27 protein-coding genes are annotated in these 22,378 nt (G+C 68.5%); 12 read left to right on the top strand and 15 right to left on the bottom strand.

Features of this window, described 5'->3' with window-relative positions; all coding sequences use genetic code 11:
- Positions 1–26: 26 nt before the first annotated feature.
- Both NL112_RS02260 and NL112_RS02255 read left to right on the top strand, forming a co-directional pair.
- Positions 27–422 carry a hypothetical protein gene (locus tag NL112_RS02260; RefSeq protein ID WP_255151007.1) on the top strand — a complete coding sequence of 132 codons (396 nt, stop codon included), beginning with the start codon at positions 27–29 and terminating at the stop codon, positions 420–422.
- 1 nt (position 423) lies between these two features.
- Positions 424–621: a helix-turn-helix transcriptional regulator gene (locus NL112_RS02255; RefSeq protein ID WP_255151006.1), complete on the top strand. Its 198-nt coding sequence runs from the start codon at positions 424–426 to the stop codon at positions 619–621.
- Here the strand turns inward: NL112_RS02255 and NL112_RS02250 are convergent.
- From NL112_RS02250 to rnz, 3 genes are all read right to left on the bottom strand, one after another.
- Positions 613–1,284 (bottom strand): carbonic anhydrase, encoded by a 672-nt coding sequence (locus NL112_RS02250; protein WP_255151005.1) that lies wholly within the window; start codon positions 1,282–1,284, stop codon positions 613–615. The two genes, NL112_RS02255 and NL112_RS02250, sit on opposite strands and share 9 nt — an antisense overlap.
- Before the next feature lie 93 nt (positions 1,285–1,377).
- Positions 1,378–1,785, bottom strand: coding sequence for an HIT family protein (locus tag NL112_RS02245; protein WP_255151004.1), 408 nt, complete (start codon positions 1,783–1,785; stop codon positions 1,378–1,380).
- Between the two features lie 29 nt (positions 1,786–1,814).
- A complete protein-coding gene (gene rnz, locus NL112_RS02240; protein WP_255151003.1) occupies positions 1,815–2,741 on the bottom strand; it encodes a ribonuclease Z in 927 nt (308 codons plus the stop codon).
- A 262-nt stretch (positions 2,742–3,003) separates the two neighbouring features.
- Between rnz and NL112_RS02235 the strand changes: the two genes are divergently transcribed.
- Together NL112_RS02235 and NL112_RS02230 are read left to right on the top strand one after the other, a co-directional pair.
- Positions 3,004–4,464, top strand: a complete 1,461-nt coding sequence (locus tag NL112_RS02235) for a hypothetical protein (RefSeq protein ID WP_255151002.1) — start codon at positions 3,004–3,006, stop codon at positions 4,462–4,464.
- A 104-nt stretch (positions 4,465–4,568) separates the two neighbouring features.
- Positions 4,569–6,047: a DUF4382 domain-containing protein gene (locus NL112_RS02230; protein ID WP_255151001.1), complete on the top strand. Its 1,479-nt coding sequence runs from the start codon at positions 4,569–4,571 to the stop codon at positions 6,045–6,047.
- 165 nt (positions 6,048–6,212) lie between these two features.
- On the opposite strand, the gene lrp is transcribed toward NL112_RS02230, so the two are convergent.
- A complete protein-coding gene (gene lrp / locus NL112_RS02225) occupies positions 6,213–6,665 on the bottom strand; it encodes an HTH-type transcriptional regulator Lrp (protein WP_255151000.1) in 453 nt (150 codons plus the stop codon).
- A 127-nt stretch (positions 6,666–6,792) separates the two neighbouring features.
- Here lrp and glnA point away from each other — a divergent pair, with 127 nt between their 5' ends.
- A complete protein-coding gene (gene glnA / locus NL112_RS02220; protein WP_255150999.1) occupies positions 6,793–8,166 on the top strand; it encodes a type I glutamate--ammonia ligase in 1,374 nt (457 codons plus the stop codon).
- 218 nt (positions 8,167–8,384) lie between these two features.
- On the opposite strand, the gene NL112_RS02215 is transcribed toward glnA, so the two are convergent.
- The 3 genes from NL112_RS02215 to NL112_RS02205 are packed head-to-tail and all read right to left on the bottom strand — an operon-like array spanning position 8,385 to position 11,730.
- On the bottom strand, positions 8,385–9,287 hold the full coding sequence (locus tag NL112_RS02215; protein WP_255150998.1) for a phosphatase PAP2 family protein: 903 nt from the start codon (positions 9,285–9,287) through the stop codon (positions 8,385–8,387).
- A complete protein-coding gene (locus NL112_RS02210) occupies positions 9,287–10,561 on the bottom strand; it encodes a YihY/virulence factor BrkB family protein (protein ID WP_255150997.1) in 1,275 nt (424 codons plus the stop codon). Before NL112_RS02210 ends, NL112_RS02215 begins: the two co-directional genes overlap by 1 nt.
- 44 nt (positions 10,562–10,605) lie before the next feature.
- Positions 10,606–11,730, bottom strand: a complete 1,125-nt coding sequence (locus tag NL112_RS02205) for a tRNA (guanine(26)-N(2))-dimethyltransferase (protein ID WP_255150996.1) — start codon at positions 11,728–11,730, stop codon at positions 10,606–10,608.
- 394 nt (positions 11,731–12,124) lie between these two features.
- On the opposite strand from NL112_RS02205, the gene NL112_RS02200 reads away from it, so the two are divergent.
- On the top strand, positions 12,125–12,472 hold the full coding sequence (locus tag NL112_RS02200) for a hypothetical protein (protein WP_255150995.1): 348 nt from the start codon (positions 12,125–12,127) through the stop codon (positions 12,470–12,472).
- Positions 12,473–12,484: 12 nt separating this feature from the next.
- Here NL112_RS02200 and NL112_RS02195 read toward each other — a convergent pair whose 3' ends face one another.
- Positions 12,485–12,697: a dodecin family protein gene (locus NL112_RS02195; RefSeq protein ID WP_255150994.1), complete on the bottom strand. Its 213-nt coding sequence runs from the start codon at positions 12,695–12,697 to the stop codon at positions 12,485–12,487.
- Positions 12,698–12,842: 145 nt separating this feature from the next.
- Positions 12,843–13,487 carry an imidazole glycerol phosphate synthase subunit HisH gene (gene hisH, locus NL112_RS02190; RefSeq protein WP_255150993.1) on the bottom strand — a complete coding sequence of 215 codons (645 nt, stop codon included), beginning with the start codon at positions 13,485–13,487 and terminating at the stop codon, positions 12,843–12,845.
- 132 nt (positions 13,488–13,619) lie between these two features.
- Here hisH and phnD point away from each other — a divergent pair, with 132 nt between their 5' ends.
- The 3 genes from phnD (at position 13,620) to NL112_RS02175 (ending at position 16,512) form a co-directional block, all read left to right on the top strand.
- The gene (gene phnD / locus NL112_RS02185; RefSeq protein WP_255150992.1) at positions 13,620–14,603 is read left to right on the top strand and encodes a phosphate/phosphite/phosphonate ABC transporter substrate-binding protein; all 984 of its coding nucleotides are present in this window, start codon (positions 13,620–13,622) and stop codon (positions 14,601–14,603) included.
- A gap of 84 nt (positions 14,604–14,687) precedes the next feature.
- On the top strand, positions 14,688–15,500 hold the full coding sequence (locus NL112_RS02180) for a phosphonate ABC transporter ATP-binding protein (RefSeq protein WP_255150991.1): 813 nt from the start codon (positions 14,688–14,690) through the stop codon (positions 15,498–15,500).
- Positions 15,493–16,512, top strand: coding sequence for a PhnE/PtxC family ABC transporter permease (locus NL112_RS02175; RefSeq protein WP_255150990.1), 1,020 nt, complete (start codon positions 15,493–15,495; stop codon positions 16,510–16,512). Before NL112_RS02180 ends, NL112_RS02175 begins: the two co-directional genes overlap by 8 nt.
- On the opposite strand, the gene NL112_RS02170 is transcribed toward NL112_RS02175, so the two are convergent.
- Genes NL112_RS02170 through NL112_RS02160 form a run of 3 tightly spaced genes read right to left on the bottom strand, consistent with a single transcriptional unit; the run spans position 16,509 to position 17,865 of the window.
- Positions 16,509–17,102 carry a uracil-DNA glycosylase gene (locus tag NL112_RS02170; protein ID WP_350356146.1) on the bottom strand — a complete coding sequence of 198 codons (594 nt, stop codon included), beginning with the start codon at positions 17,100–17,102 and terminating at the stop codon, positions 16,509–16,511. The two genes, NL112_RS02175 and NL112_RS02170, sit on opposite strands and share 4 nt — an antisense overlap.
- Positions 17,103–17,125: 23 nt before the next feature.
- On the bottom strand, positions 17,126–17,683 hold the full coding sequence (locus tag NL112_RS02165; protein ID WP_255150989.1) for an endonuclease dU: 558 nt from the start codon (positions 17,681–17,683) through the stop codon (positions 17,126–17,128).
- Complete coding sequence (locus NL112_RS02160; protein WP_255150988.1) at positions 17,680–17,865, bottom strand: DUF5786 family protein; 186 nt, start codon at positions 17,863–17,865, stop codon at positions 17,680–17,682. Before NL112_RS02160 ends, NL112_RS02165 begins: the two co-directional genes overlap by 4 nt.
- An 84-nt stretch (positions 17,866–17,949) precedes the next feature.
- On the opposite strand from NL112_RS02160, the gene NL112_RS02155 reads away from it, so the two are divergent.
- The gene (locus tag NL112_RS02155; protein WP_255150987.1) at positions 17,950–18,561 is read left to right on the top strand and encodes an MBL fold metallo-hydrolase; all 612 of its coding nucleotides are present in this window, start codon (positions 17,950–17,952) and stop codon (positions 18,559–18,561) included.
- A 208-nt stretch (positions 18,562–18,769) separates the two neighbouring features.
- Here NL112_RS02155 and NL112_RS02150 read toward each other — a convergent pair whose 3' ends face one another.
- Positions 18,770–18,919, bottom strand: a complete 150-nt coding sequence (locus NL112_RS02150; RefSeq protein WP_255150986.1) for a 50S ribosomal protein L40e — start codon at positions 18,917–18,919, stop codon at positions 18,770–18,772.
- A gap of 82 nt (positions 18,920–19,001) precedes the next feature.
- Here NL112_RS02150 and NL112_RS02145 point away from each other — a divergent pair, with 82 nt between their 5' ends.
- Positions 19,002–20,021, top strand: a complete 1,020-nt coding sequence (locus NL112_RS02145) for a hypothetical protein (RefSeq protein ID WP_255150985.1) — start codon at positions 19,002–19,004, stop codon at positions 20,019–20,021.
- On the opposite strand, the gene NL112_RS02140 is transcribed toward NL112_RS02145, so the two are convergent.
- On the bottom strand, positions 20,022–20,516 hold the full coding sequence (locus NL112_RS02140; protein WP_255150984.1) for a DUF367 family protein: 495 nt from the start codon (positions 20,514–20,516) through the stop codon (positions 20,022–20,024).
- Between the two features lie 73 nt (positions 20,517–20,589).
- On the opposite strand from NL112_RS02140, the gene NL112_RS02135 reads away from it, so the two are divergent.
- The gene (locus NL112_RS02135) at positions 20,590–20,916 is read left to right on the top strand and encodes a nuclear transport factor 2 family protein (RefSeq protein ID WP_255150983.1); all 327 of its coding nucleotides are present in this window, start codon (positions 20,590–20,592) and stop codon (positions 20,914–20,916) included.
- On the opposite strand, the gene serS is transcribed toward NL112_RS02135, so the two are convergent.
- The gene (gene serS / locus NL112_RS02130) at positions 20,913–22,292 is read right to left on the bottom strand and encodes a serine--tRNA ligase (protein WP_255150982.1); all 1,380 of its coding nucleotides are present in this window, start codon (positions 22,290–22,292) and stop codon (positions 20,913–20,915) included. The two genes, NL112_RS02135 and serS, sit on opposite strands and share 4 nt — an antisense overlap.
- Positions 22,293–22,378: the final 86 nt, after the last annotated feature.

The following is a 22,378-nucleotide window of genomic DNA, read 5'->3' as shown; positions in this document are numbered from 1 at the left end:
GTTACACTGTAAAAGGTGCTTTACACGTGGCCGAAACTGCAACTCCCCGACACATTGGTGGCCGAACGCTGTACGTGGCGCTGTGGGCGCTCGGGTTCGTGCTGTACGCGGGGCTCATCGTCGCCGGCTACCCCATCGCCGGCGTCGCGGGTTTCGCCGTCTGTGGCGTCGCGGCGCTGGCGTACGTCGGGACGCGCGACCGCGCGATGTTCGACGAACGCGACGGGCGCCTGCTGGGACACGCCAGCGCGAACACGATACAACTGCTCGGCGTCGTCTCGGCCGTCGTGTTCCCCTCGATGGTGGCACTCGACGCGCTCGGCGTCGCCGCGTGGCCGACGTGGCTGGGCTACTTCGGCTACTTCGTCGCCGGACTGTTCGCCGTCTGGGTCGCCTTCCTGCTGGTCGAACGCCGCCGCTGAGATGAACAACGAGATACGCGAACGGCGTGAGGCCGCGGGGCTCTCGCAGGGCGACCTGGCGGCGGCCGTCGGCGTCACCCGACAGACCATCAACGCCATCGAGCGGGAGCGGTACGACCCCTCGCTGGACCTCGCTTTCGAACTCGCCGACTACTTCGACTGCCGCATCGAGGACCTGTTCACGCCCGAGCTAGAGTAGCGACCGCACCGCCGAGGCGTTCTCCGCGCCGGCGAGTTCGCGGAGCGCGTCGGGGGCCGTCTCGTCGTCGGCCGCCACGAGGTAGACGCGACCCCGCTCGTCGCCGTACGTCGCGTGGAGGTCGTAGACGAACCCGTAGACAGTGGTCTCGTCGGGCACCTCGCCGCTCGAATCGAGAAACGCCACCTGCTCGCGGACGTTGTACTCGACGAGGCGGTCGACGACCCCCTCGCCGTCGTCGACGGGACCGGCAAGCGCCGCCTTGATGACCGGCACCAGCGGCTCGATGCGGCGCCGGATGCCCGGTGCCTCGGGCCACACGTCGTCGGTGACCGCGCCGTATGCGGCGGTGACCGCACCACAGCCCGTGTGGCCGACCACGGTGACGGTCGGGGTGCCGGTGTGGGCCACCGGGTACAGCAGGTTCCCGTCCACGTCGCCCTCCCGGTCCCACGCGAGGTTGCCGATGTTCGATGGCGTGAACAGCCATCCCGGCTCCTCGACGTTCCACATCCCCTCCTGTGAGACCCGGGAGTCGGAACAGCACAGCGAGACGACCGGGGGGTACTGCCCCTCCAGTACGTCCGCGAAGTGGTCGTCGGCGATGGATTCGGCGTGGGCGCGGTTCCGCGCGAGGAGGTCGGAAAGCGTTGCGTTCGGCATGTGCATGCTAACGGATAACAACCACTAAACGTCACCTATCGTAACAGGTGGCGTCCGGGGGCATCTACACATCTACAGGGGGCATCTACACATCTACAGGTGGTCGCGCACGCGCGAGGCCAGTTCGTCCAGGTCGTCCCGGTCGGCCGGCGTCTGGTTGCCCCGGAACACCACGCCGTCGCCCTCATGGCGCGGAATCACGTGGAGGTGGACGTGGAACACCTCTTGGCCGGCGGCCGCCCCGTCCGCGAGCAGGAGGCCGATACCGTCGGCGTCGACCGACGCTCGCAACGCCGCGGCGACGCGCTGGGCCACCCCGAACATGTGTCCGCCCGTCTCGGCGGGTAGGTCACCGAGCCCATCGGCGTGGTCGCGGGGCACGACGAGCGTGTGACCGGGGTTCGCGGGCTCGATGTCGAGGAAGGCGACGGCGGTGTCGTCGGCGTGGACGACGCTCGCGGGCGCGTCGCCCGCGACGATGGCACAGAACGGGCAGTCCATGCGCCCGCGTAGGCGCACGGGACACTAAACTATTCGTCGGGGTAGGCCACGTCGGTCTCGTCGCCGTCGTCCGGCAGGAACGCCTCGCCATCGAACACCTCGCGCGCCTCCGACTCCAGGACGCGTTCCTCGCCGGCGTACCGCGAGGAGACGTGATGGAGCGCCAGCCGCTTCGCGCCGGCCCGGTTGGCGAGTTCGGCCGCCTGCCTCGCCGTCGCGTGGCCCGTCTGTCCGGCCCGCTCGCGCCGGTCGTCGGCGAACGTCGCGTCGTGAATCAGGAGGTCCGCGTCCTCGCTGGCCTCGACGGTGGCGCCCGTCGGTCGGGTGTCCCCGGTGTACACCAGTCGGCGGCCGGGCCGGGGGTCGCCGACCACCTGCTCGGGGTCGACGACGGTGCCGTCCGCCAGTTCGACCGGCTCGCCGCGGTGGAGTTGCGAGAACTTCGGGCCGACGGGGACGCCCAGTTCCTCGGCGCGCTCGCGGTCGAACCGGCCCTTCCGGTCGTCCTCCACGAGGACGTAGCCGACCGACTTCGCGCGGTGGTCCGTCTCGAAGGCGCGTACCTCGTACTCGCTCGCGTCGAGTGCCACGTCGCCGGGGCCGACCTCGTGGACGCGGACGCCGAAACTCGGCGCGGCACCGGTCGCGGTGACGAGATTCTCGATGGTGCCACGCGTCCCGTTGGGCGTGTGGATGGCGACGGGGTCCTCGCGGTCGTTGAAGTCCCACGTCTGGAGCAGGCCGGGGATACCGAGCACGTGGTCGCCGTGGGTGTGCGTGACGAACAGGTGCGAGACGGCGAACCCGGTGCCGAACCGCATCATCTGTCGCTGGGTGCCCTCGCCGCAGTCGAACAGGAGGCGGTCGCCCTCCCGCTGGACGAACACGGCGCTGGTGTTGCGGGCCGTCGTCGGCACCGCGCCACCCGTCCCCAGGAACGTCACGCGCAGGGTCATGTACGAACGGGGGACCGCGACCGGTAAACCCCCTTCGGAACCCGCCCGAAACCGGGCCTTACTCGCCGGGGGCCACGGCCAGCGAACGGCGAGTAGAAGCCCCGTATCTCCCCCACGCCGGCCTTACCGTTCGGATGAATCCGGCTACGTTTCTGAACAGTCTGAGTCGTTTATTCGCGTTCTCGTTCTCCCTCCGGCCGCAACGATGACAACAACCAGACGGACTGCATTACTTCTCGCGGTCGTGGTAGCGCTGTCCTCCGTGACAGCCGTGTGGGCGTTCGCGGGCGCGAGCGTCCAGGCCCAGGAGGAACCCGAGGACGACGGAGCGTCGTTCACGGTCGACTCGCTCGATGCACCGGTGTCGGTCGAACAGGGCGAGACGGTCACCGTGACGGCGGTGGTGTCGCTCCCCGAGGAGGGAACCGCGACGGCCACTGACGAAGGTACAGCCACTGACGAGGGTACGACCACCGACGAAGGTACAGCCACTGACGAGGGTACGGCCACCGACGAAGGTACAGCCACTGACGAGGGTACCGATATGGGTACCGAGACGGCGGCGGGCCAGGCGACCGAGACGGAGACGGTGACCGACGAGGGCACGGAGACGGCGGTCGGCACGGAGACGACGGCCACCGAGACGGGGAACGAGACCGGTACGGCGACCGCCTCCCCGGAGGACGGGGAGGTCGGACTCGTCACTCAACTGGTGGAGTTCCGCGTCCAGGGTGACGTGGTCGCCCGCCAGCAGGTGACGCTCGCGCCCGGCGAGTCGACGAACGTCACGTTCACACTCGACACGACGGGCGTCGACATCGGTACGTACATCCACGGGGTCTACACCGAGCAGTTCGGCGAGGAGGCGACTCTGCTCGTGACCTCCCCGGCGCCGACGACGCCGACGACGCCGACGACGCCGGAGCCGGCCACCGAGACGCCGTCGGACGAGGAGACGCCGGCCACCGAGACGCCGTCGGACGAAGAGACGCCGGCCACCGAGACGCCGTCGGACGAAGAGACGCCGGCCACTGAGACGGCGGCCGACGAGGGTACCGAGACCGATATGGGTACCGAGACGGCGGCGGGTCAGGCGACCGAGACGGAGACGGCGACCGCCGAGGGCACCGAGACGGCAGTCGGCACGGAGACGACGGCCACCGGGACGCCCGTCCAGACGGACGAGCCGGTGACCGACACGCCCGCCCCGACCACGCCGACGGCGACGCCCGAACCGCTCGTCACCGGCCCGTCGTTCGACGTGGTCGGCTTCGAGGCACCGGACGAGGTGACCGTCGGCGAGACGGTCACCGTGAACGCGACCGTCGGGCTCGACGCGACCGCCGAGAGCAACGTCACCCAGACCGTCCAGTTCCGCGTGAGCGGTGACGTGGTCGACGAGGCCGAACTGACGCTGAGCCCCGGCGAGACGGCGGAGGTCCAGTTCCTGCTCGACACGACGGGCATCGACCCCGGCATCTACATCCACAGCGTGTTCACCCGCGACTTCGGCGAGGTAGCGACGCTCGTCGTCCGCTCGGAGGAGGCGCCCGAACCGACCACCGAGACGCCGACGAACGCGACGGAGACGCCGACGAACGCGACGGAGACGCCGACGAACGCGACGGAGACGCCGACGGACGGAACTGACACCGAGGCGGGCACCGAGACGCCGATGGACGGAACCGACACCGAGGCGGGCACCGAGACGCCGACCGGCTGACCGTCCCCGACCGTTCATATCGTTTTCGCCACACGACGGCGGGATTGAACGGCCCGAACGGCCACACGGCATTTATGCCAGCCGCGAGTATCCCGTCGTGAAACATGCGACGGAATGCAGTAGCAGCGGTCGCCATGGCCGCCTTGCTTGTGACCGCGGGCTGTTCGAGCATGCTCGGCCCCGGCACTGGTAGCGGCACCGGCACCGTGAACTTCTACGTGAGCGACCAGCCCGGTGCGATAGACGACTTCGAACACCTGAACGTCACCGTCGACAACGTGACGTTCGTGCGCGCCGACGGCAACCAGACGACCGTCGAGGCCAACGAGACGTTCGACCTGACCCGGCTCGAGGGGTCGAACGCCTCGCTCGTCGAGGCCTACGAGGTGGAGAGCGGCAACTACTCGAAGGTGTTCATGTCGGTCAGCGAGGTGGACGCCACCTACACGGGCGACGCCTCGGGCGACGTAAAGCTCCCGTCGGGGAAACTCCAGTTGAACCAGAACTTCACCGTCGAGTCGAACGAATCGGTCGACTTCGTCTACGACGTGATGGTCGTGAAGGCCGGCAACTCCGGCAAGTACGTGCTCCGACCGGTCGTCAGCGAGTCGGGGACCGACGTCGACATCGAGGAGGTCGACGCCAGCGTCGACGCTGACGCCGAGGCCGGCATGGAGGGCGACGTCTCGATGGCCCAGCGACAGGGCTCGCTCGACTTCTACGTCAGCGACGAGAAGAACGCCATCGACGACTTCGAGCATCTGAACGTCACCATCACCGAAATCGAGTTCCGGCGCGCGGGCGAGGACTCGGAGAACGAGTCGGAGATGGAGAACGAGTCGGAGATGGAGAACGACTCCGACGACGAGATGGAGGACGGCGACGGCGAGTGGGTGAGCCACGAGGTGAACGGCACCACCGTCGACCTGACGGAACTGCAGGGCGACAACGCGACCCTGCTCCGGACGTTCAACCTCTCGGAGGGTAACTACACGAAGGTCTTCGTCCACGTCTCGGAGGTCAACGGCACGCTGACGGACGGCTCCACGACGGAAGTGAAGCTTCCGTCGAGCAAACTCCAGTTGAACGACAACTTCCGCGTGGAGGCGAACGAGTCGGTCGACTTCGTCTACGACATCACCGTGGTCAAGCGCGGTAACTCCGGGAAGTACAACATCAAGCCGGTCGCCAGCGAGTCCGGCACGGACGTCCCCATCGACGAGGTTGACGGTGACGATGCGGACGAGCGGACGGAGCCCACCGACGACGAAGTCGAGCGGCCGGCGTCGCTGAACGCGACGTTCGTCGGCAACGTCTCGGCGGGCGAGAACGCGACCGTGGCCGTCTCCTGGAACGGCACCGCCGTCGAGAACGCGACGGTCGTGTACGACGGCACCGAGTACGCGACCGGCGAGGACGGCGAGGTCACGTTCGCGGTCCCCGAGAACGCCACGGCCGTCGAGGTGACGGTCACCTACGAGGACAGCGAGGCCGAACTCGAACGCGAGTTCGAGTCCGAATCCGGGGCCTCGACGAACGCGAACGGTAACGGGGACGGGCAGAACGCGCTCGCGCGACTGTAGCGCCACGCGACGCCGGTGGGTACGGTACGGTTCCGCGGGCCACACCATCCCTCTTCTCGCACGCGCTGACGCTCCCGAGGGTAGTCACCGTCGACCAGCGCGAGCACACGCGACGTGGAGCGCACGCGACGTGGAGCGACACGTCGAGAAGCGACGCGTCCAGGGTCAGTAGTCGAGTTCGAACTGCTGGTTCTCGACGACCGTGTTCAGGACGACGCTGGTGTTCGACTCCTTGATGTCGGGGTCGATGAGCAGTTCCTTGATCTGCTCGTTCATGTGGTCGGTGTCGGTGAACTTCCCGATGGCGATGACGTCGTGGTCGCCGGTCACCTCGTAGACGGAGACCATCTGGTCGTGTTCCTGCAGGCGGTCGGTGATGTCCGGAAGCGACGAGCCCTCGACCTTCAGCTGGATGACCGCGGTGACGTCGTAGCCGAGCTTGTCGTAGTCGACGACGGGGGTGTAGCCGGTGATGATACCGTCGTCCTCCAGCGTCGACAGGTGGTTCGAGACGGTCGTCACCGAGACGTCGAGCTCCTCGGCGAGCGAGCGGAGCGAGGCGCGGCCGTCGTTCAACAGGGCGTTGATGAGCTTCCGGTCGAGGTTTTCGTACGTCATTACACCTCACCACTCCGGGGAGCTACTATAATTTTACGAATATCCACTTCCGAGACGGGCGCGAGAGAAATTGCGAGGATAGATACGGTTTTATTACTTCGGATGGTCGGATAGGGTGTCCAAGACGATGACAGAAGAACACGCTACGCCCGACGGCGGCCTCTCGGCGGAGGCCCAGCGCGTCGTAGAGGAGATAGACGAGAAGAACGTGGACTTCCTGCGCCTGCAGTTCACCGACATCCTCGGCACCGTGAAGAACGTCTCGGTGCCGGCCGACCAGGCCGAAAAGGCGTTCACGGAGGGTATCTACTTCGACGGCTCCTCCATCGAGGGGTTCGTCCGCATCCAGGAGTCGGACATGCGGCTGAAGCCCGACCCGTCGACGTTCGCGGTACTGCCGTGGCGCAACAGCGACGAGCACGCGTCCGCGCGGCTCATCTGTGACGTCATCAACACCTCGACGGGCGAACCGTTCGAGGGCGACCCGCGCTACGTGCTGAAGCAGGCGCTCCAGCGCGCCCACGACATGGGCTACACGGTCAACGCCGCGCCCGAACCCGAGTTCTTCCTGTTCGAGGAGGACGAGGACGGCCGTGCGACGACCAAGACCAACGACGCCGGCGGCTACTTCGACCTCGCGCCGAAGGACCTCGCCTCGGACGTGCGCCGCGACATCATCTACGGGCTCGAATCGATGGGGTTCGACATCGAAGCCAGCCACCACGAGGTCGCCGAGGGCCAACACGAGATCAACTTCGAGTACGACGACGCCTTGACGACGGCGGACAACGTCGGCACGTTCCGGACGGTGGTGCGGGCCATCGCCGCGGAGCATGACCTCCACGCGACGTTCATGCCCAAGCCCATCCCGCGCATCAACGGCTCGGGGATGCACACCCACATCTCGCTGTTCACCGAGGACGGCGAGAACGCGTTCCACGACGAGGACGACGAGTTCGACCTCAGCGAGACGGCCAAGCAGTTCACCGCCGGCATCCTCGAGCACGCGCCCGCGCTGGCGGCCGTGACGAACCCGACCGTCAACAGCTACAAGCGCCTGGTGCCCGGCTACGAGGCGCCCGTTTACGTGGCGTGGTCCGACCGCAACCGCTCGGCGCTCATCCGCAAGCCCGCCGCGCGCGTTCCGGCGGCCTCCCGCATCGAGGCACGGTTCCCGGACCCGTCGTGTAACCCGTATCTGGCCTTCGCCGCGCTCATCCACGCGGGGCTGGACGGCATCGAGGACGACCTCGACTGCCCGGACCCGGTCCGCGAGAACATCTACGAGTTCGACGAGCAGAAGCGCGAGGAGTACGGCATCGAGACGCTCCCGACCAACCTCGGGGAGGCCGTCGACGCGCTCGAGGAAGACGAGACGGTCCTCGACGCGCTCGGGCCGCACATCGCCGAGAAGTTCGTCGAGGCGAAGAGGTCCGAGTTCCAGGACTACCTGGTTGACGTCTCCCAGTGGGAACTCGACCGGTATCTGGAGACCTTCTAGGACCCACTTTTTGCGCGAGGGGCTTCGCGGCCGAAGGCCGCTCAGCCCCCCGGCAAAAACGTGGGGAAAAATAGCGCCTGCTCCCTCCGCGCCTTCGGCGCGTCGGTCCGCGGGCGCTAGCCTCACTGCGTTCGGCTTCCGTGAACCGCGCTCGCTCCGCTCGCGCGGATGCGTACGTCGAATCGACCACCGAACGTACGACCCCGATCCGTGGTCGCTCACACGGGGTCTTTTCCGAGAACCTGCCGCGCCGCCAGCGGCGCCCCGAGCACCGTCGCCAGCGCCAGCCCGGTCCCGAGGAAGCCGACGACCGGTGAGGGCGTGGTCGCACCGACGCCGATGAGCGCGCCGCCGACCGGAACGGCGACGGCCAGCGCGACGGCACCCTCGCGGCGGGTCACCGCGCCGGTCGTCGCCCGCTCGCCGAACACCGTCCAGCCGATGCGTCCGCCGAGCGCGCCGCCCAGCGCCGCCAGCGTCTCCACCGAGAAGTGGATGGCCGCGGCGGCCGCGCCCGCAAGCACCGCGAGCGTGAACGCCCGCTTGACGCGCTGGCCGCCGCCGGTCGCGCGGTGGACGACGGCGAGATACGTCAGTCCGGCGACGACGCCGACCACGACGTCCAGCAGATAGTGGACCCCGATGACGACCCGCGAGAGTGCGACGAGCAGGACGGCGACGGCCGCAAGCAGGTAGCGGGCGCGGGCGCGGCCGTAGCGGACGAACAGCGCGGCGGCGCCGTAGACGGCCGCGCTCCCGGTCGCGTGACCCGACGGGAGCGCGTAGCCGTCGGCGGTGGCGAAGCTCTCGACCACCGGCACGAGCACCGCGGGGAGCCACGGCATCGGCCGGAGCGTCCCCGCACCCGGGGGTCGCGGGTGCGCGAACAGTTCCTTCAGCCCCGCGGTGACCGCCAGCGCGCCGACGGCGACGGCGACCACGGCCGCGATTCGCTCGCGCGAGACGGCGTCGCCCACGAGCGACTCGCCGAACGCGTACGCGACGGTGAGCGCGAGGAAGTAGAACCAGAGGTCACCTAGCTGGGTCACCAGCGCGAACAGCAGGACGACCGCGTCCGGGACGGAGCGGAGCGCCTCGGTGACGCCGATGCCGTGGGCCATCAGCTACGGAACTCGTCGACGCGCTCCTTCAGTTTGCCGGGCAGGCCGGCGGCCGTGACGGTGACGCCGACCATCAGCATCACCACGTAGAGGCCGAGCGTGGACAGCCAGATGACGAGCATGGCGAGGATGGCCCAGCCGCTCGACAGGAAGTAGAACGCGCCGAGCGTCATCGCGGTCCCGTACAGGAGCACGAGATACGGCCCCCAGCCGCGGGCCTTCCCGCGGCGGAGCCGCGAGCGGACGTACTGCTTCAGGTCGCGCTCGATCTCCTCGCGGTGGACGGTCCGCTCGTCGACCGCCTCCTCCATCTCGGCCAACTCCTCGCGGAGCCGGCGCACCTCCTCTTCGAGCTCCTCGTCGTCGGCCACGTCTACCCGGTCGATTGAACGCCTGCCTGATAACTGCTCCCCATCGGAGTCGCGGGCGACCGCCTCCCGTACCTCCCGCGGGAGGTCGAGGTTCTCGCCCTCCTCGATGCGGCCCGCGAGCACCGCGTTGAGGACGACTCCGACCAGAAGCACCAACCCCCCGAAGTAGAGGAACGTCACGAGCAACAGCACGCCACCGAGCACGCCGTACGCCTGATAGCTGGCGGCCATCCCGGCGTACACGCGGAACCCGGTCGTGAGCGCGACCCAGCCGACGGCCGCGAACGCCGCGCCGGGGAGCGCCTCGCGGACGGTGACCTCCCCTTCGGCGGGCAACACGTAGTACAGCGGCAGGAACGCGGCGGTGAGCCCGCCGAACAGCACCAGCGAGCCGGCGAGGTTGAGCACGTCGACGCCCGCGACGACCCCGTCGAGTTCGGCCGTGGCGATGCCGACGGCCACCGTCGCCACGACGGCGACCCCCACGCCGACCAGCGTGACGACGGCGTTGTACAGCTGGTCGAGGAACGACTCCTTGTCGGCGGTACCGTACACCGTCGAGAACGCGACGTCCATCCCGCGGAACAGTTTCAGCCCGGACCACACCAGCACCGCCAGCCCGAAGACGGTCGCGCCGCCCCGGCCGGAGGCGCTCGTGAGCGCGTCGGCGACCAGCGCCCCCGACTCCTCGCCGAAGGAGGCGGCGACGTCGTTGCCGACCTCGGTGGCGAGGTCCGGCCCGCCGACGACGGAGACGGCGACGAGCCCCAGAAGCATGAGCGGCAGCAGCGAGATGAACGCGTAGTAGGCGAGGCTGGCGGCGATGAACGTGATGCGGTCCGACCGCACGGCGTCGACGACGGCCAGGACCGTCGCCACCAGCCCCGCTGCCTGTCGATTCACGGCCGGTGGTTCGGCGGTCGGCTACAAATAGTCGGTGGGACGCCTCACGGCGCCGCGGCGCGTATCTCCGCGACCGACGCCGCCGTCTTGAACGTCGTCCCGCCGTAGTGGGTGCGGGACGCCTCGTGGCCCGCCGCCCGGAGCGCGTCCAGGAACTCGTCCATCGCCGTCGCGGGTTCGCTCCACTGCTCGTAGAGGCGGTGCTGGTCGTAGTGGGTCGGCTCGTCCAGCTCGACTCCGAGGCGGTCGAGCAGTTTCCGGGCGCGCTTCGCCGTCCCCATGTAGTCGGTGACCCGGTCACGGACCGCCCCCACGAACGCGGGGTCGTGGGTCGCGCCGAGCCATATCGGCCCCGCAGTCTCGACGTCCGCGCCGCAGTGCGGGCAGGCGTCGCGCGGGTCCGCAATGAGGCCGCGCTCGTGGTCGCGCCAGAGACACGACCGGCACCAGTCGACGTGGCCCAGGGCGTCGACCCGCTCGTTGGCGGCCCTCGCGCCCCCGTCGAGTGCGAGATACGTCCGGACGTAGTGGCTCGTCGCGTGGGTCAACACGGGCGTCGCGGCCACGTCGTAGCGGGCCGCGGTGCGGACGCAGGCCGACAGCAGGACGCGGACGCCCATCTCGGCGTGAAACTCGGTGTTGCGGGGCGTCGTCATGTACTTGCGGACGCCGCTCTCGAAGTGGGCGCCACACAGCGGCGCGGTGTCGGTCGCCGTCACGCACAGCAGGTCCCGGGCCGCGTTGCACGCCGAATCGAGGAACGGCACGGGCGTCCCGAACGGGTCGAGGTCCACGACGTCGTAGTACGACTCGTGCATGTGGGCGTTCGCGTCCGCCCGGGTCGCTTTCCCGGGCAGGTCGTTCCGCTCGAAGTTCTCGCGAGCCAACTCGACGGCCGCCTCGTCCACGTCGACGCAGGTGGCGTCCCAGCCGGCGTCCGCGGCCCGGACGCCGCGGATGCCGGAGGCCGCCATCGCGTCGAGATACGACCCCGACCCGGCCTCGATGCCGGGACACTCGCCGTCCGCGACGGCGTCGAGGACGGCGACGGTCACGTCGCGGTTCAGTTCCTGCTCGGGGTTGTAGAACACGCCCTCCCCGGCGCCCTCGCTTGCGCCGTGGCGCCGCTCGGGCACCGACAGCGTGATGCCGCCCTCGCTGACCTCCATACCTCCCCTGCCGGCGCGCATCGAATAAGCCACACGGATGCCGGCGCTCGCGGTTCCCGTCGGCTGTCGGTCGCCGTTCGGTGGCCTCCCTGCGGTCGGCTGTCCGCGGCTCACGGCTCACGACGTTCGCCGTTCGCTATCCGGTGGCCTCCCTGCGGTCGGCCACCCTGCTCGCGGGTCGCTTCGCTCACGGGCTTCGCCCGTTCGCCGTTTCGAGGGCTCGCTTCGCTCGCCCTCGCTCTCCTCTCCGCTCGCAGTAACGTGGCTCTCCCTGCGGTCGACAATTCGCCGCTCGCGGGTCGCTTCGCTCCCCGCTCGCAGTAACGTGGCTCTCCCTGCGGTCGAGCCACGCACCCTCCGAACCCCTTTTCCCGCCCGCCCGAGAAGCGGAGTCGTGAACGCGGTCGAGGAGTGGCAGGCGGCGCTCGACGACGCGGGGGAGCTATCCCCCGACGTAGTCGACCGCATCCTCACGGTCCACGGCGAGCGGGGCGCGAAGGCCATCGAGGCCGTCGCCGAGGAACGCGTCAAGGAGTACAACGACTTCACCGTCGTCGTCGGCCACGAGGAGGAGTACGTCGTCGAGGACGGCGGCTGTCAGTGCCGCGACTCCCAGTACAATCTCGACCCCGACGACCCGACACAGCTCTGCTGGCACGTCATCGCCGTCTCTATCGCCGAACGCGTCGGCGAGGTGGACTACCACGACATGTGGTACTCCGAGGTCCGCGAGTTCCTGTAGCCGCCGGAGAGGTCACTCCTGTTGGGCGTGAACGGGGAACGCTACCTCCACGGTGGCTTTGTACTCCGTGACCTGCCCGTTCTCGACGTTGGCGGTCCAGTCCTCGACTTCGATGCCGTGGATGTCGTCGATGGTCTCGTTGGCCTGTGCGACCGCCTCGTGGGCGGCGTCCTCCCACGACTCGCTGGAGGTGCCGAGCACCTTGATTATCTTGACTGCCGTCATGGCGGTTCCGGCTACCGCGGAGCGGCGGTTAACTATAGACGCGCTATCGCGGCGGGCGACCGGCCGCCGACGAGTACGCCCGGCGTACCGGACGACCGAGGAAGAGTGCGGCTATCATCGCCTGACGGCGGGTGGAAACCTCCCGTTACCGCTCGGCACAGAGGTCGACGAAGTTCCGGAGGATGCGAAGCCCGGTTTCGCCGGACTTCTCGGGGTGAAACTGCGTACCGAACACGGTGCCCCGTTCGTCGGCGATGACGGCCGGGAACTCGATACCGTAGTCGGTCGTTGCGACCACCGCGTTCGGGTCGTCCGGCTCGGCGTAGTAGGAGTGGACGAAGTAGGCGTACTCCCCGTCGACGCCCCCGACGAGGGGGTGGTCACGCTGGACGGACAGTTCGTTCCAGCCCATGTGGGGGACCTTCTGTCCCTCGCGGAACCGGAGGTTCGTTCCCGGAATCAGGTCGAGTCCCTCGGCGTCGCCCTGGCCGTCCCGCTTCGACTCCTCGCTGGAGGTGAGTAGCATCTGCATCCCGAGACAGATGCCGAACAGCGGCGTGCCGCTCTCGGCCGTCTCGACCAGCGCGTCCCGGACGGGTTCGGCGTTCTCCATCCCCTCGGCGAACGCCCCGACTCCCGGGAGGACGACGCCGTCGGCACTCTCGAAGGCGGCCGGGTCGTCGCTCACCGTCACCTCGGCGCCCGCTCGTTCCAGCCCCCGGGCCGCCGACCGGAGGTTGCCGAGCCCGTAGTCGACGAGGACGATTTCGGCCGTCGTCTGGACACTCATAGCTACATCTGGGTGGGCGACCGACAAGTCGGTTTCCGTCGTCACTGCCCGTCCGGTGCCCGGCTCTACCCGACAGTATATAGAGTTAATCGGAATTTTTATACGTGTCATACGGAACTTCTTGGTGTTCGCATGTCACAGCGACGTACCTTCCTCAAGACGGCTGGCGCAGTCGGCATCGCGGGGCTGTTCGCCGGCTGTACCGGGAACACGGACAACAACAACGACGGCGGCGGTGGGGATACCGACGACGGGACGCCGACGGCGACGAAGACGCCGGTGCCGTACGGCAACGGCGAGGTGAACTTCGTGATGTCGCCCTCGGAGCCGCAGGATCTGATGGAGAAACAGTATCAGCCGATAAAGGAGTACCTGAACGAGCAGACGGGGCTCCCGACGACGCTGAAGTACGCCCGCAACTACAGCGCCGTCCTGCAGGCGATGGGCTCGGGGACCGCCGACATCGCGGAGACGGGACCGTTCGCGGCCGCGCTCGGCGTCAAGGCCGACAAAGCCGACATCGCGCTCCAGCGGTACGCCTACGGTTCGTGGGAGTACACCTCGGTCATCGTGACGAAGGAGAGCTCCGACATCAACAGCCTCTCCGACCTGAAGGGGAAGACGGTCGGCTTCGCCGACCGCCTGTCCGCGTCGGGCGCGCTGTTCCCGCTGTACATGCTCAAGCAGGCCGGGCTGAAGGTCGGTGGCTACCCGCAGGAGCAGGGGAGCGCCAACTTCGAGGCCACGTTCTCCGGGCACGCCCAGGCGTTCGAGCAGCTGGCGAACGACCAGGTCGCGGCCGCCGGCGTCGGGCAGTTCATCACGCTCAACGACGACCGCAACCTGAAGGACGGCTACGAGTACGTCAAGACGTACGACGGCATCCCGCGTGCGCCCATCGTCACCTCGCCGGAGCTCTCCGACGAGGAGCAGAACGAACTCGTCAACGCCCTGAAGGACGCGCCGGACTCGATGTATCTCGGGGCCGACGGCGAGGAAGGGACCGACGACGACCTCTGGTTCAGCGACGTCCGTCCCGCCGACGTCGAGAAGTACCAGCCCGTCATCGACGTGGCGAACGAACTCGGCATCGAGACCGAGTATCTCGACTCGTAACGTCGGCCCGTGGACTCGTTTACCCCGTCCCGGTCTGTCGGAGACCGGGAAGCTAAAGACGGCGTGCGCAATTTTTGCTGACACATGCCGGTCGTCTCACTTTCGGACGTACGGAAAGTCTACGGTGGCGACACCGTGGCACTCGACGGCGTCTCCTTCGACATCGACCAAGGGGAGTTCGTCGTCATCCTCGGCCCTTCGGGGGCGGGCAAGTCGACGCTTCTGCGCGTGCTCAACGGACTCACGACGCCCACCTCCGGGGAGGTCAGCATCAACGGCCACCGCCCCGGCGCGGGCTCGGACGTCGGGATGGTGTTCCAGATGCACTACCTCATCGAGTCGATGTCAGCGTACCGGAACGCGCTCACCGGCGCGCTGTCGCGGGCCGGCTGGATTCGGAGTATCCTCACGGCGTACTACCAACCCGACAAGGAGTCGGCGCTCCGGGCCCTCGACACGGTCGGCCTGCTGGACGAGGCCGAACAGCGCGCCGGCTCGATGTCCGGCGGGCAGAAACAGCGCGTCGGCATCGCCCGCGCGCTGGTGCAGGACCCCCAGCTCCTGCTCGCGGACGAACCCGTCTCCAGTCTCGACCCGAAGGCGGCCCGCGACGTGATGGGGTACATGAAGCAAGCCGCCGACGAGCGGAACCTCACCACGGTCGCGTCGCTCCACCAGGTGAACGTCGCCCGCGAGTTCGGCGACCGGTTCATCGGAATCCGCGACGGCGAGGTCATGTTCGACGGCACCCGCGAGGAACTGTCGATGGAGGTCGTCGACGACCTCTACTACGGCGAGGACACCGCCGGCGCGTACGCCGACGAGGACGACGAGGCCGGCCCCACTGGTCCCGACGCGACCGCCGGGGACGCCGCGGAGGTGCAGGCGGATGAGTGACGACACCGGCCGTGTCCAGCAGACGCTCGACCGGATCGAGCGCCGGACGGCCATCCGGCGAATCGCTGCGCTCACGCTGCTCGCCACCGTCGGCGTCACGACGTACTTCGGCATCGGCTATCTGGCCGGGAGTTCGGTGAGCCAACTGCTCGCGGACCTGGGTCGGCAGATGCCGACGTTCATCGACAGCATCCGCGACTTCCTCAACCCGAACTTCGTCGACTTCACCGTCTACTCTCAGGAGAACGAAGTCACGGGGCTCGACGGGCTGTTCCAGTCGTTCGCTCACCCGTTGACGTTCATCGAGACGGCCCAGACGGGCTCGAGCGGCCTGCTCGTGTCGGGGGCCATCCTCACGGTCGTCATCGGGTTCACCGGGACGGTGCTCGGATTCCCGCTCGCGCTGCTGTTCGGCGTGCTCGGCTCCGAGCGCGTGACGCCGTTCCCGTTCAACTTCATCTTCCGCGGGACGATGTCGACCATCCGCGCGGTGCCGGCGCTGGTGTGGGTGCTCATCTACATCCCGCTTGCCAGCATCTCGCCCATCGGCGCGATGCTCGCCATCGCCACCGACACCGTCGGCAACCTCGGCCGTCTGTTCACCGACGAACTCGAGGAGATAGACGAAGGGCCCATCGAGGCCATCAAGTCCACCGGCGCGAACTGGCCGCAGGTCATCTCCTTCGGCATGCTCTCGCAGGTGTCCAGTTCCTTCGTCGCGTGGACGCTGTACATCCTCGAAATCAACACCCGCATCGCCATCTCGCTGGGCGTCGTCGGCGCGGGCGGTATCGGGCAGTACATCAACGGCCGCATCAGTCTGCTCCGCTTCGACGAGGCGGTCGCCGGGCTCATCATGGTCGTGTTCATCGTGCTGACCGTCGAACTCACGTCCTCCCGTCTGCGGGCCCGGCTCCGGCCGGGCGAACACGAGGGGAAGGGGTTCATCGAGGGCCTGCGTGACCTCGGGAGCCCGAAGAAGTGGCTCGGCTACGGCGACCAGACGAACTAGTAGTCGCCGAGTCGCGACTGTCCACCGTCGGCGTCGCCGACGCCCGCTAACTCGGCGGCCGCCTCGATGGCGTCGGTGAACGTCTCCTCCTGACTCCGGTCGTACAGCGTCGCCGCCGGATGGACGCAGACGAGCAGTCGGTACGTCGCGTCGCCGACGCGGGCGTCGAACACCTCGCCGGCTTCCGACGTTACCGCGACCGACCGGTCGAGCAGGTGCTCGGAGGGCACCTTACCGAGTGTGACCACGAGTTCGGGGTCGAGTCGTCGTAGCTCCGTCTCGAGATACTCGCGGCAGTTGTCGAGTTCCGCGTTCGTCGGGTCGCGGTTCTCCGGCGGTCGACACCGCACGCAGTTGGTGATGCGGACGTCCGCTCGCGCCAGCCCCACGTCGCGGAGCGCGTCGTCGAGCACCGTGCCGGAGCGGCCGACGAACGGCTCGCCCTGCTCGTCCTCGTTGGCTCCGGGTGCCTCCCCGACGAACACCAGGTCGGCGTCCGCGGGGCCGACGCCGTTGACGATACGCGACCGCGACTCACAGAGGTCGGGGCAGCGCTCACACGCCGTCACCTCCAGTCCCTCCATCGGCATGCTCGTCGTGAGGCGCCGGAGGGCTAAGAATCCGCCCGGAAGTGGTCGGCCGCGCGCGCGGCCAGCCGAGCCACGCGGAGCGGCTCCGGCCGGCCGCCCTCGGGCGTGAACGCCCGAACGACGTCGGCGGCTTCCTCGTCGTCGAGCCCGACGGTGCGGACCCACACCTGTTCGCCGTTGACGGTCACCTCGCGGCGCGGCGGCTGGCGACCGTAGATGTCGAGTCGGCAGTCGAGCGCCTCGCCGTCGAACTCGCGGCGCAACGCCGGCTCCAGCCCGGGACTCGCCTCGAACGACACCGAGACGACGGCCCGGTCGGTCGCTTCGTGGAGACGGTGCAGGTCGAGGAGGTTGTACCACGCGGGTGCGATGCCCGCGACGAGCAACCGCTGGACGTCCGGGCGGTCGAGTTCGGCGACGATGTCGGCGACGGCGTCGGTCGCGTCGCTACCGCCGACAGTACACGTCGAGAACGCGAACGCCTCGACCGCGCGGTCCGCGCGGACGACCGCGCCGGCCAGCGTGCTGGTGTCACCCCGGTAGGACTCGGCGACGCCGAGCGTCCGGGCCCCGGATTTCACTCCTCGTCGTCCTTGATGTCCTGGAACTTGTCGAGCAGTTCGTCCGAGGAGGTTTCGTCGAACTCGAAGGAGACTTCACCGCGGTGGTCGTGGTCGGACGTGTTGACGGCCTCGTCGTCGTCGTAGTCGGTGTCGTACTCCTGGTTCTCCTGTTCGGACTCGTCGTAGCTCCCGAAGCCCATGGTCGGTTGGACATTAACGACCCTGACGGAAAAATGCCTTGCCGCGCCCGCCAGCCTCAAGCGGCCGGCACGACTCCTCGGAGTATGGACGTACTCGACGTCACGCCCGACACCGACACGTTCGCGGGCAACGCCTTTCTCGTGCTCGGCACACGGCCGACGCTCGTCGACACCAGCGGCCACGCCGAGGTGGTCGAGGAGGTGGCCGCTCACACCGACAGCCTCGATGCGGTCGTGCTCACCCACCAGCACTGGGACCACGCGAACGCCCTCGATGCGGTCGTCGAGCGATTCGACCCCGACGTGTACGCCTACGCGGACCACGAGCTTCGGACCCACGCCATCGACGACGGCGACAGCGTCGAGATGGGCGACGAGACGTTCGAGGTGGTCTACACCCCGGGTCACGCCGCCGACCACGTCTCGCTGTGCTCGGAGACGACGCTGTTCTCGGGCGACGTGGTCGTCCACGACGACGGCGCGTTCGACTACGGGAGCTTCGGCCGGACCGACCAGCCCGGCCAATCGCGCGAGCGGCTAATCGAGTCCATCCGCACGCTACTCGACCGGCTCCCCGAGTCGGTCGAGCAGATGTACGCGGGCCACGGCGACGCGTTCCACGGCGACGTGCGCGACGTGGTCGAGACGGCACTCTCGCGCGCGGAGAAGCGGGAGCCGAAGTACCCCGACGAATAGCGAGCAGGCGGTCCATCGAGTGGTCCGCGGCGGCGGACCGCACTCCCGCCGTGACCGCCGCGGACGACGCTCAGGTCACGCGGCGGATGGCCGCGTTCCCCGATAAAAACGTTCGGCTACGGCTGGTGACGGGAGTTGCGGGAGAACGTCGGTACCCCGTTCGGCCACGCGGCTCCGCGGGGCCACCGAACTGCGGGTCCGGCTACGATCAGGCCGCCCGCCGTTCCTTCGCCTTCGGCCGGAGCTTCGCGTAGCCGCATTTCCGGCACCGCTCGGCACGCTTCGCGTTGCGCGCGTTACATCGCATGCAGATCATCTTCTCGAGCGTTCGTGCCTCCGCTTCCTCGAAGTTGGCCATACCCACGCTACCGTCAGGCCGCGGTTAAACCTTTCCGAGTCGTCTCGCGGCGGTTTATGGGGATGGACGCCCTCGTCTCGGTATGCGCCACTACGACCTGATTGCGGACCTGCCCGTCGCAGTGGAGTCGCTCACGCTCCAGCGGCGCGAGCGGGACACCTCCAGCGGTTTCACCCGCGTCACGACGACGGTGGAACTCGGTGGCGACGGCCACGTCGGCCGCGGCGAGGACGTCTGCTACGAGGCCGACGACCACGACCCGTACCCGCGCCCGGACCTCGCGGGCACCTACGAGTTCGACGGGTTCTCTGCCGCGCTGGAGCGGGGCGACCTCTGGCCCGAGGAGCCGAGCCAGCACCACGCGCCGGCGATGCGCCGGTGGGCCTTCGAGAGCGCCGCGCTCGACCTGGCGCTGAAGCAGGCGGGGATGACGCTCGGGGAGGCGCTGGACCGCGAGCCGGAGCCGGTCCGGTTCGTCGTCTCCACCCGCCTCGACGGGTTCGACCGCATCGAGGCGGTGTTCGCCGTCAATCCGGACGCCGAGTTCAAACTCGACCCCACCCCGGAGTGGAGCGACGACCTGCTGGAACGGCTCGCCGACACCGGGCGGGTCCGCACGCTCGATTTGAAAGGGCTCTACGAGGGAACGGAGGTGGACACGGAGCCGGACCCCGAGTTCTACGAGCGGGTGCTGTCGGCGTTCCCCGAGGCGGTCATCGAGGACCCCGGCGTCACCGAGGAGACGACGCCGGTGCTGGAGCCCGAGACCGACCGGCTGGCGTGGGACTACCCCATCACGGGCGTCCCCTCGGTGCAGGCGCTCCCGTGGGAACCGAACTGGCTCAACATCAAGCCCTCGCGGTTCGGCACCGTCGAATCCCTGTTCGACACCATCGACTACGCTCGCACGCGGGACGTGTCGCTGTACGGCGGCGGTCAGTTCGAACTCGGCGTCGGCCGCGAGCAGATACAGGCGCTCGCCGCGCTGTTCTACCCCGACGGCCCCAACGACGTGGCGCCGGGCGGCTACAACGACCCCGACCTCTCGCCGTCGTTGCCGACGAGCCCGCTCGACCCGCCGGTCGGGTTCGGCCGCCGGTAGCTACTCGGGGTCGACGTACTCCTCCTGTACGGCTACGACTTCCGTCGAGTCCGCACAGTTCGCATATCGCTCCAGCGGCTCGGCATTGAGTTCGAGGAACGTGTGGCCCCACCGGAACTTCGACATGAGTCGCTCCGCCTGCTCCTCGTGGCCGAGGATGTAACAGCCGGCGGCGAACGCCTCGACGGTGTTGAGACGGAACGGCGTCCCGTAGCTGACTGGGTTGCCAGCGACCAGAAACGGGAGTGCGCGGTGTGGTCCGTCGAGTTTGAACGCCTCCTCCTCGGCGGTTTCCCACGAGCAGTCGAGCGCGACGAGTACGTCCTCGTCGGCGTCGGCGGGCGACAGCGCCCGCTCCGCGTACGGGTCGAGCACGACCCCCGGCGGCACGGACCGCGGCGACCGGTGCAACTCCGCGAGGTCGAACCGGGCCAGTTTCCGGGCCGTGCATTTCTCGGGGTCGTCGTCGCCCTCGTACCGGACGTGGAGGTCCACGGCCGGAGTAGCCCGGGAGGGAAGAAAAACGGCTCGCCACCGGTTTCTTGTCGAACCCCGCCGTCGTCCCGGCATGGACCCCGCGGCCGCCGCGCGCGACTACTACGACGCCATCGACAGCGGCGAGTACGACCGCCTGCGCGGCCTGCTCGCCGACGAGTTCGTCCACGACCGCCCGGACCGCGTCATCGACGGCGCGGACGCGTTCGTCGCGTTCATGCGGGAGGACCGGCCGCGCACCGACACGGACCACGTACTCGAGGAACTGTACGTCGCGGCCGAGCGCGTGGCCGTAGAGGGGCGGCTCGTCGCCGCCGACGGCGACCCGATGTTCGGATTCGTCGACACGTTCGAGTTCGACGGCGACCGGATACGGAGGATTCGGACCTACACCGACTAATCCTTCCGGCCGGCGCCGACCGCCGACTCGCCGACGGGTTCGTGGCCCTCGATGACCGCCGTCCCGCCCATGTACGGCTGGAGCGGCTCGGGCACTTCGACCGTCCCGTCGTCGTTCTGGTAGTACTCGAGGAGCGCGACCAGCACGCGCGGGATGGCCACTCCCGACCCGTTGAGCGTGTGGAGGTACTCCGCCGACTCGTGGCGCTCCGGTCGGTACTGGATGCCCGCCCGACGCGCCTGGAACGCCTCGAAGTTCGACACCGACGACACCTCCAGCCAGCGGCCGCCCTCCTCGGGCCCCTCGTCCATGTCGTCGCCGGGCGCCCACACCTCGATGTCGTACTTCTTCGCCTGCGTGAACCCCATGTCGCCGGTGCACATCTCCAGCACGCGGTAGGGGAGCCCCAGCCGCCGGAGCACCTCCTCGGCCTCGTCGCGAAGGCCTTCGAGCCGGTCGTAGCTCTCCTCGGGCCGGACGAAGTTCACCATCTCCACCTTGTTAAACTGGTGGACGCGGACGATGCCGCGCGTCTCGGTGCCGTGTTCGCCGGCTTCCCGTCGGAAGTTCGGCGAGTACGCCTGGTACTTCAGCGGCAGGTCGTCGTCAAGCAGTATCTCGTCGCGGTGGAGGTTCGTCACCGGCACCTCAGCCGTGGGGAGGAGCCACAGGTCGTCGTCGTCGTACGGCTCCTCGTTCTTGCCGCCGACGCGGTAGGCGTCGTCGACGAACTTCGGGAACTGGCCGGTGCCCCGCATCGACCGCGAGTTGACCGGAATCGGGGGGAACACGTCGCGGTACCCCTGCTCGCGGTGGAGGTCGAGCATGAACTGCACCAGCGCGTGCTCCAGTTGCGCGCCCGCGCCTTTCGCGAAGTAGAAGCCGCCGCCCGACACCTTCGCGCCCCGCTCGAAGTCGAGGATGTCGAGTTCCTCGCCGAGGTCGTAGTGGGGGACGACCGGGTCGGGCAACTCGCGCAGGTCGTCGAACCCCTCGCGGGCCACCTCGACGTTGTCCGACTCGTCGTCGCCGACGGGCGCGTCCTCGTGGGGAACGTTCGGTAGCTCCAGCAGGGCCTCCTCCAGTTGTGCCTCCAGTTCGTCGGCCCGCTCCTCTATCTCCTCGAGCCGCTCTTTCAGCTCGCTCGACCGCTCGATGGCCGCCTGGGCCTCCTCCTCCTTCCCCTCCTGTTTCAGCTGACCGATCTTCGAGGAGACCTCGTTGCGCTCCTGCCGGAGGTCGTCGCCCTTCGATTTGAGGTCGCGCCACTCCGCGTCGATCTCCAGCACCCGGTCGAGGTCCACGTCGACGCCCTTCGTGTCGAGGGCACGACGCACCTCCTCCGGGTTCTCGCGGACGAACTGTCGTGACAGCATTTGTCGACCTTTCTCCGCTTCGGGCCAAATGGGTGTCGGTGCTGTGTCGCGGGTTCCCACCCGCCGCCGACCAGCGACTTTAGTAG

Origin of the sequence: Halorarius halobius, from assembly GCF_024298865.1 — an archaeon.
In the GTDB taxonomy this organism is placed as follows: Archaea; Halobacteriota; Halobacteria; order Halobacteriales; family Haloarculaceae; genus Halorarius; species Halorarius halobius.
The sequence above is the reverse complement of the archived record's forward strand: the minus strand, read 5'-3'. Positions and strand labels throughout refer to the sequence as shown.

Excerpts from the sequence above, each read along its gene's own strand:
- NL112_RS02150 (WP_255150986.1), bottom strand. The coding sequence starts at position 18,919 with ATGGCCAACTTCGAGGAAGCGGAGGCACGAACGCTCGAGAAGATGATC.
- NL112_RS02215 (WP_255150998.1), bottom strand. The coding sequence starts at position 9,287 with ATGGCCCACGGCATCGGCGTCACCGAGGCGCTCCGCTCCGTCCCGGAC.
- NL112_RS02160 (WP_255150988.1), bottom strand. The coding sequence starts at position 17,865 with ATGGGCTTCGGGAGCTACGACGAGTCCGAACAGGAGAACCAGGAGTAC.
- NL112_RS02255 (WP_255151006.1), top strand. The coding sequence starts at position 424 with ATGAACAACGAGATACGCGAACGGCGTGAGGCCGCGGGGCTCTCGCAG.
- rnz (WP_255151003.1), bottom strand. The coding sequence starts at position 2,741 with ATGACCCTGCGCGTGACGTTCCTGGGGACGGGTGGCGCGGTGCCGACG.
- NL112_RS02180 (WP_255150991.1), top strand. The coding sequence starts at position 14,688 with ATGCCGGTCGTCTCACTTTCGGACGTACGGAAAGTCTACGGTGGCGAC.
- NL112_RS02195 (WP_255150994.1), bottom strand. The coding sequence starts at position 12,697 with ATGACGGCAGTCAAGATAATCAAGGTGCTCGGCACCTCCAGCGAGTCG.
- NL112_RS02230 (WP_255151001.1), top strand. The coding sequence starts at position 4,569 with ATGCGACGGAATGCAGTAGCAGCGGTCGCCATGGCCGCCTTGCTTGTG.
- hisH (WP_255150993.1), bottom strand. The coding sequence starts at position 13,487 with ATGAGTGTCCAGACGACGGCCGAAATCGTCCTCGTCGACTACGGGCTC.
- NL112_RS02175 (WP_255150990.1), top strand. The coding sequence starts at position 15,493 with ATGAGTGACGACACCGGCCGTGTCCAGCAGACGCTCGACCGGATCGAG.
- glnA (WP_255150999.1), top strand. The coding sequence starts at position 6,793 with ATGACAGAAGAACACGCTACGCCCGACGGCGGCCTCTCGGCGGAGGCC.
- NL112_RS02250 (WP_255151005.1), bottom strand. The coding sequence starts at position 1,284 with ATGCCGAACGCAACGCTTTCCGACCTCCTCGCGCGGAACCGCGCCCAC.
- lrp (WP_255151000.1), bottom strand. The coding sequence starts at position 6,665 with ATGACGTACGAAAACCTCGACCGGAAGCTCATCAACGCCCTGTTGAAC.
- NL112_RS02135 (WP_255150983.1), top strand. The coding sequence starts at position 20,590 with ATGGACCCCGCGGCCGCCGCGCGCGACTACTACGACGCCATCGACAGC.
- NL112_RS02245 (WP_255151004.1), bottom strand. The coding sequence starts at position 1,785 with ATGGACTGCCCGTTCTGTGCCATCGTCGCGGGCGACGCGCCCGCGAGC.
- NL112_RS02170 (WP_350356146.1), bottom strand. The coding sequence starts at position 17,102 with ATGCCGATGGAGGGACTGGAGGTGACGGCGTGTGAGCGCTGCCCCGAC.
- phnD (WP_255150992.1), top strand. The coding sequence starts at position 13,620 with ATGTCACAGCGACGTACCTTCCTCAAGACGGCTGGCGCAGTCGGCATC.
- NL112_RS02205 (WP_255150996.1), bottom strand. The coding sequence starts at position 11,730 with ATGGAGGTCAGCGAGGGCGGCATCACGCTGTCGGTGCCCGAGCGGCGC.
- NL112_RS02155 (WP_255150987.1), top strand. The coding sequence starts at position 17,950 with ATGGACGTACTCGACGTCACGCCCGACACCGACACGTTCGCGGGCAAC.
- serS (WP_255150982.1), bottom strand. The coding sequence starts at position 22,292 with ATGCTGTCACGACAGTTCGTCCGCGAGAACCCGGAGGAGGTGCGTCGT.
- NL112_RS02145 (WP_255150985.1), top strand. The coding sequence starts at position 19,002 with ATGCGCCACTACGACCTGATTGCGGACCTGCCCGTCGCAGTGGAGTCG.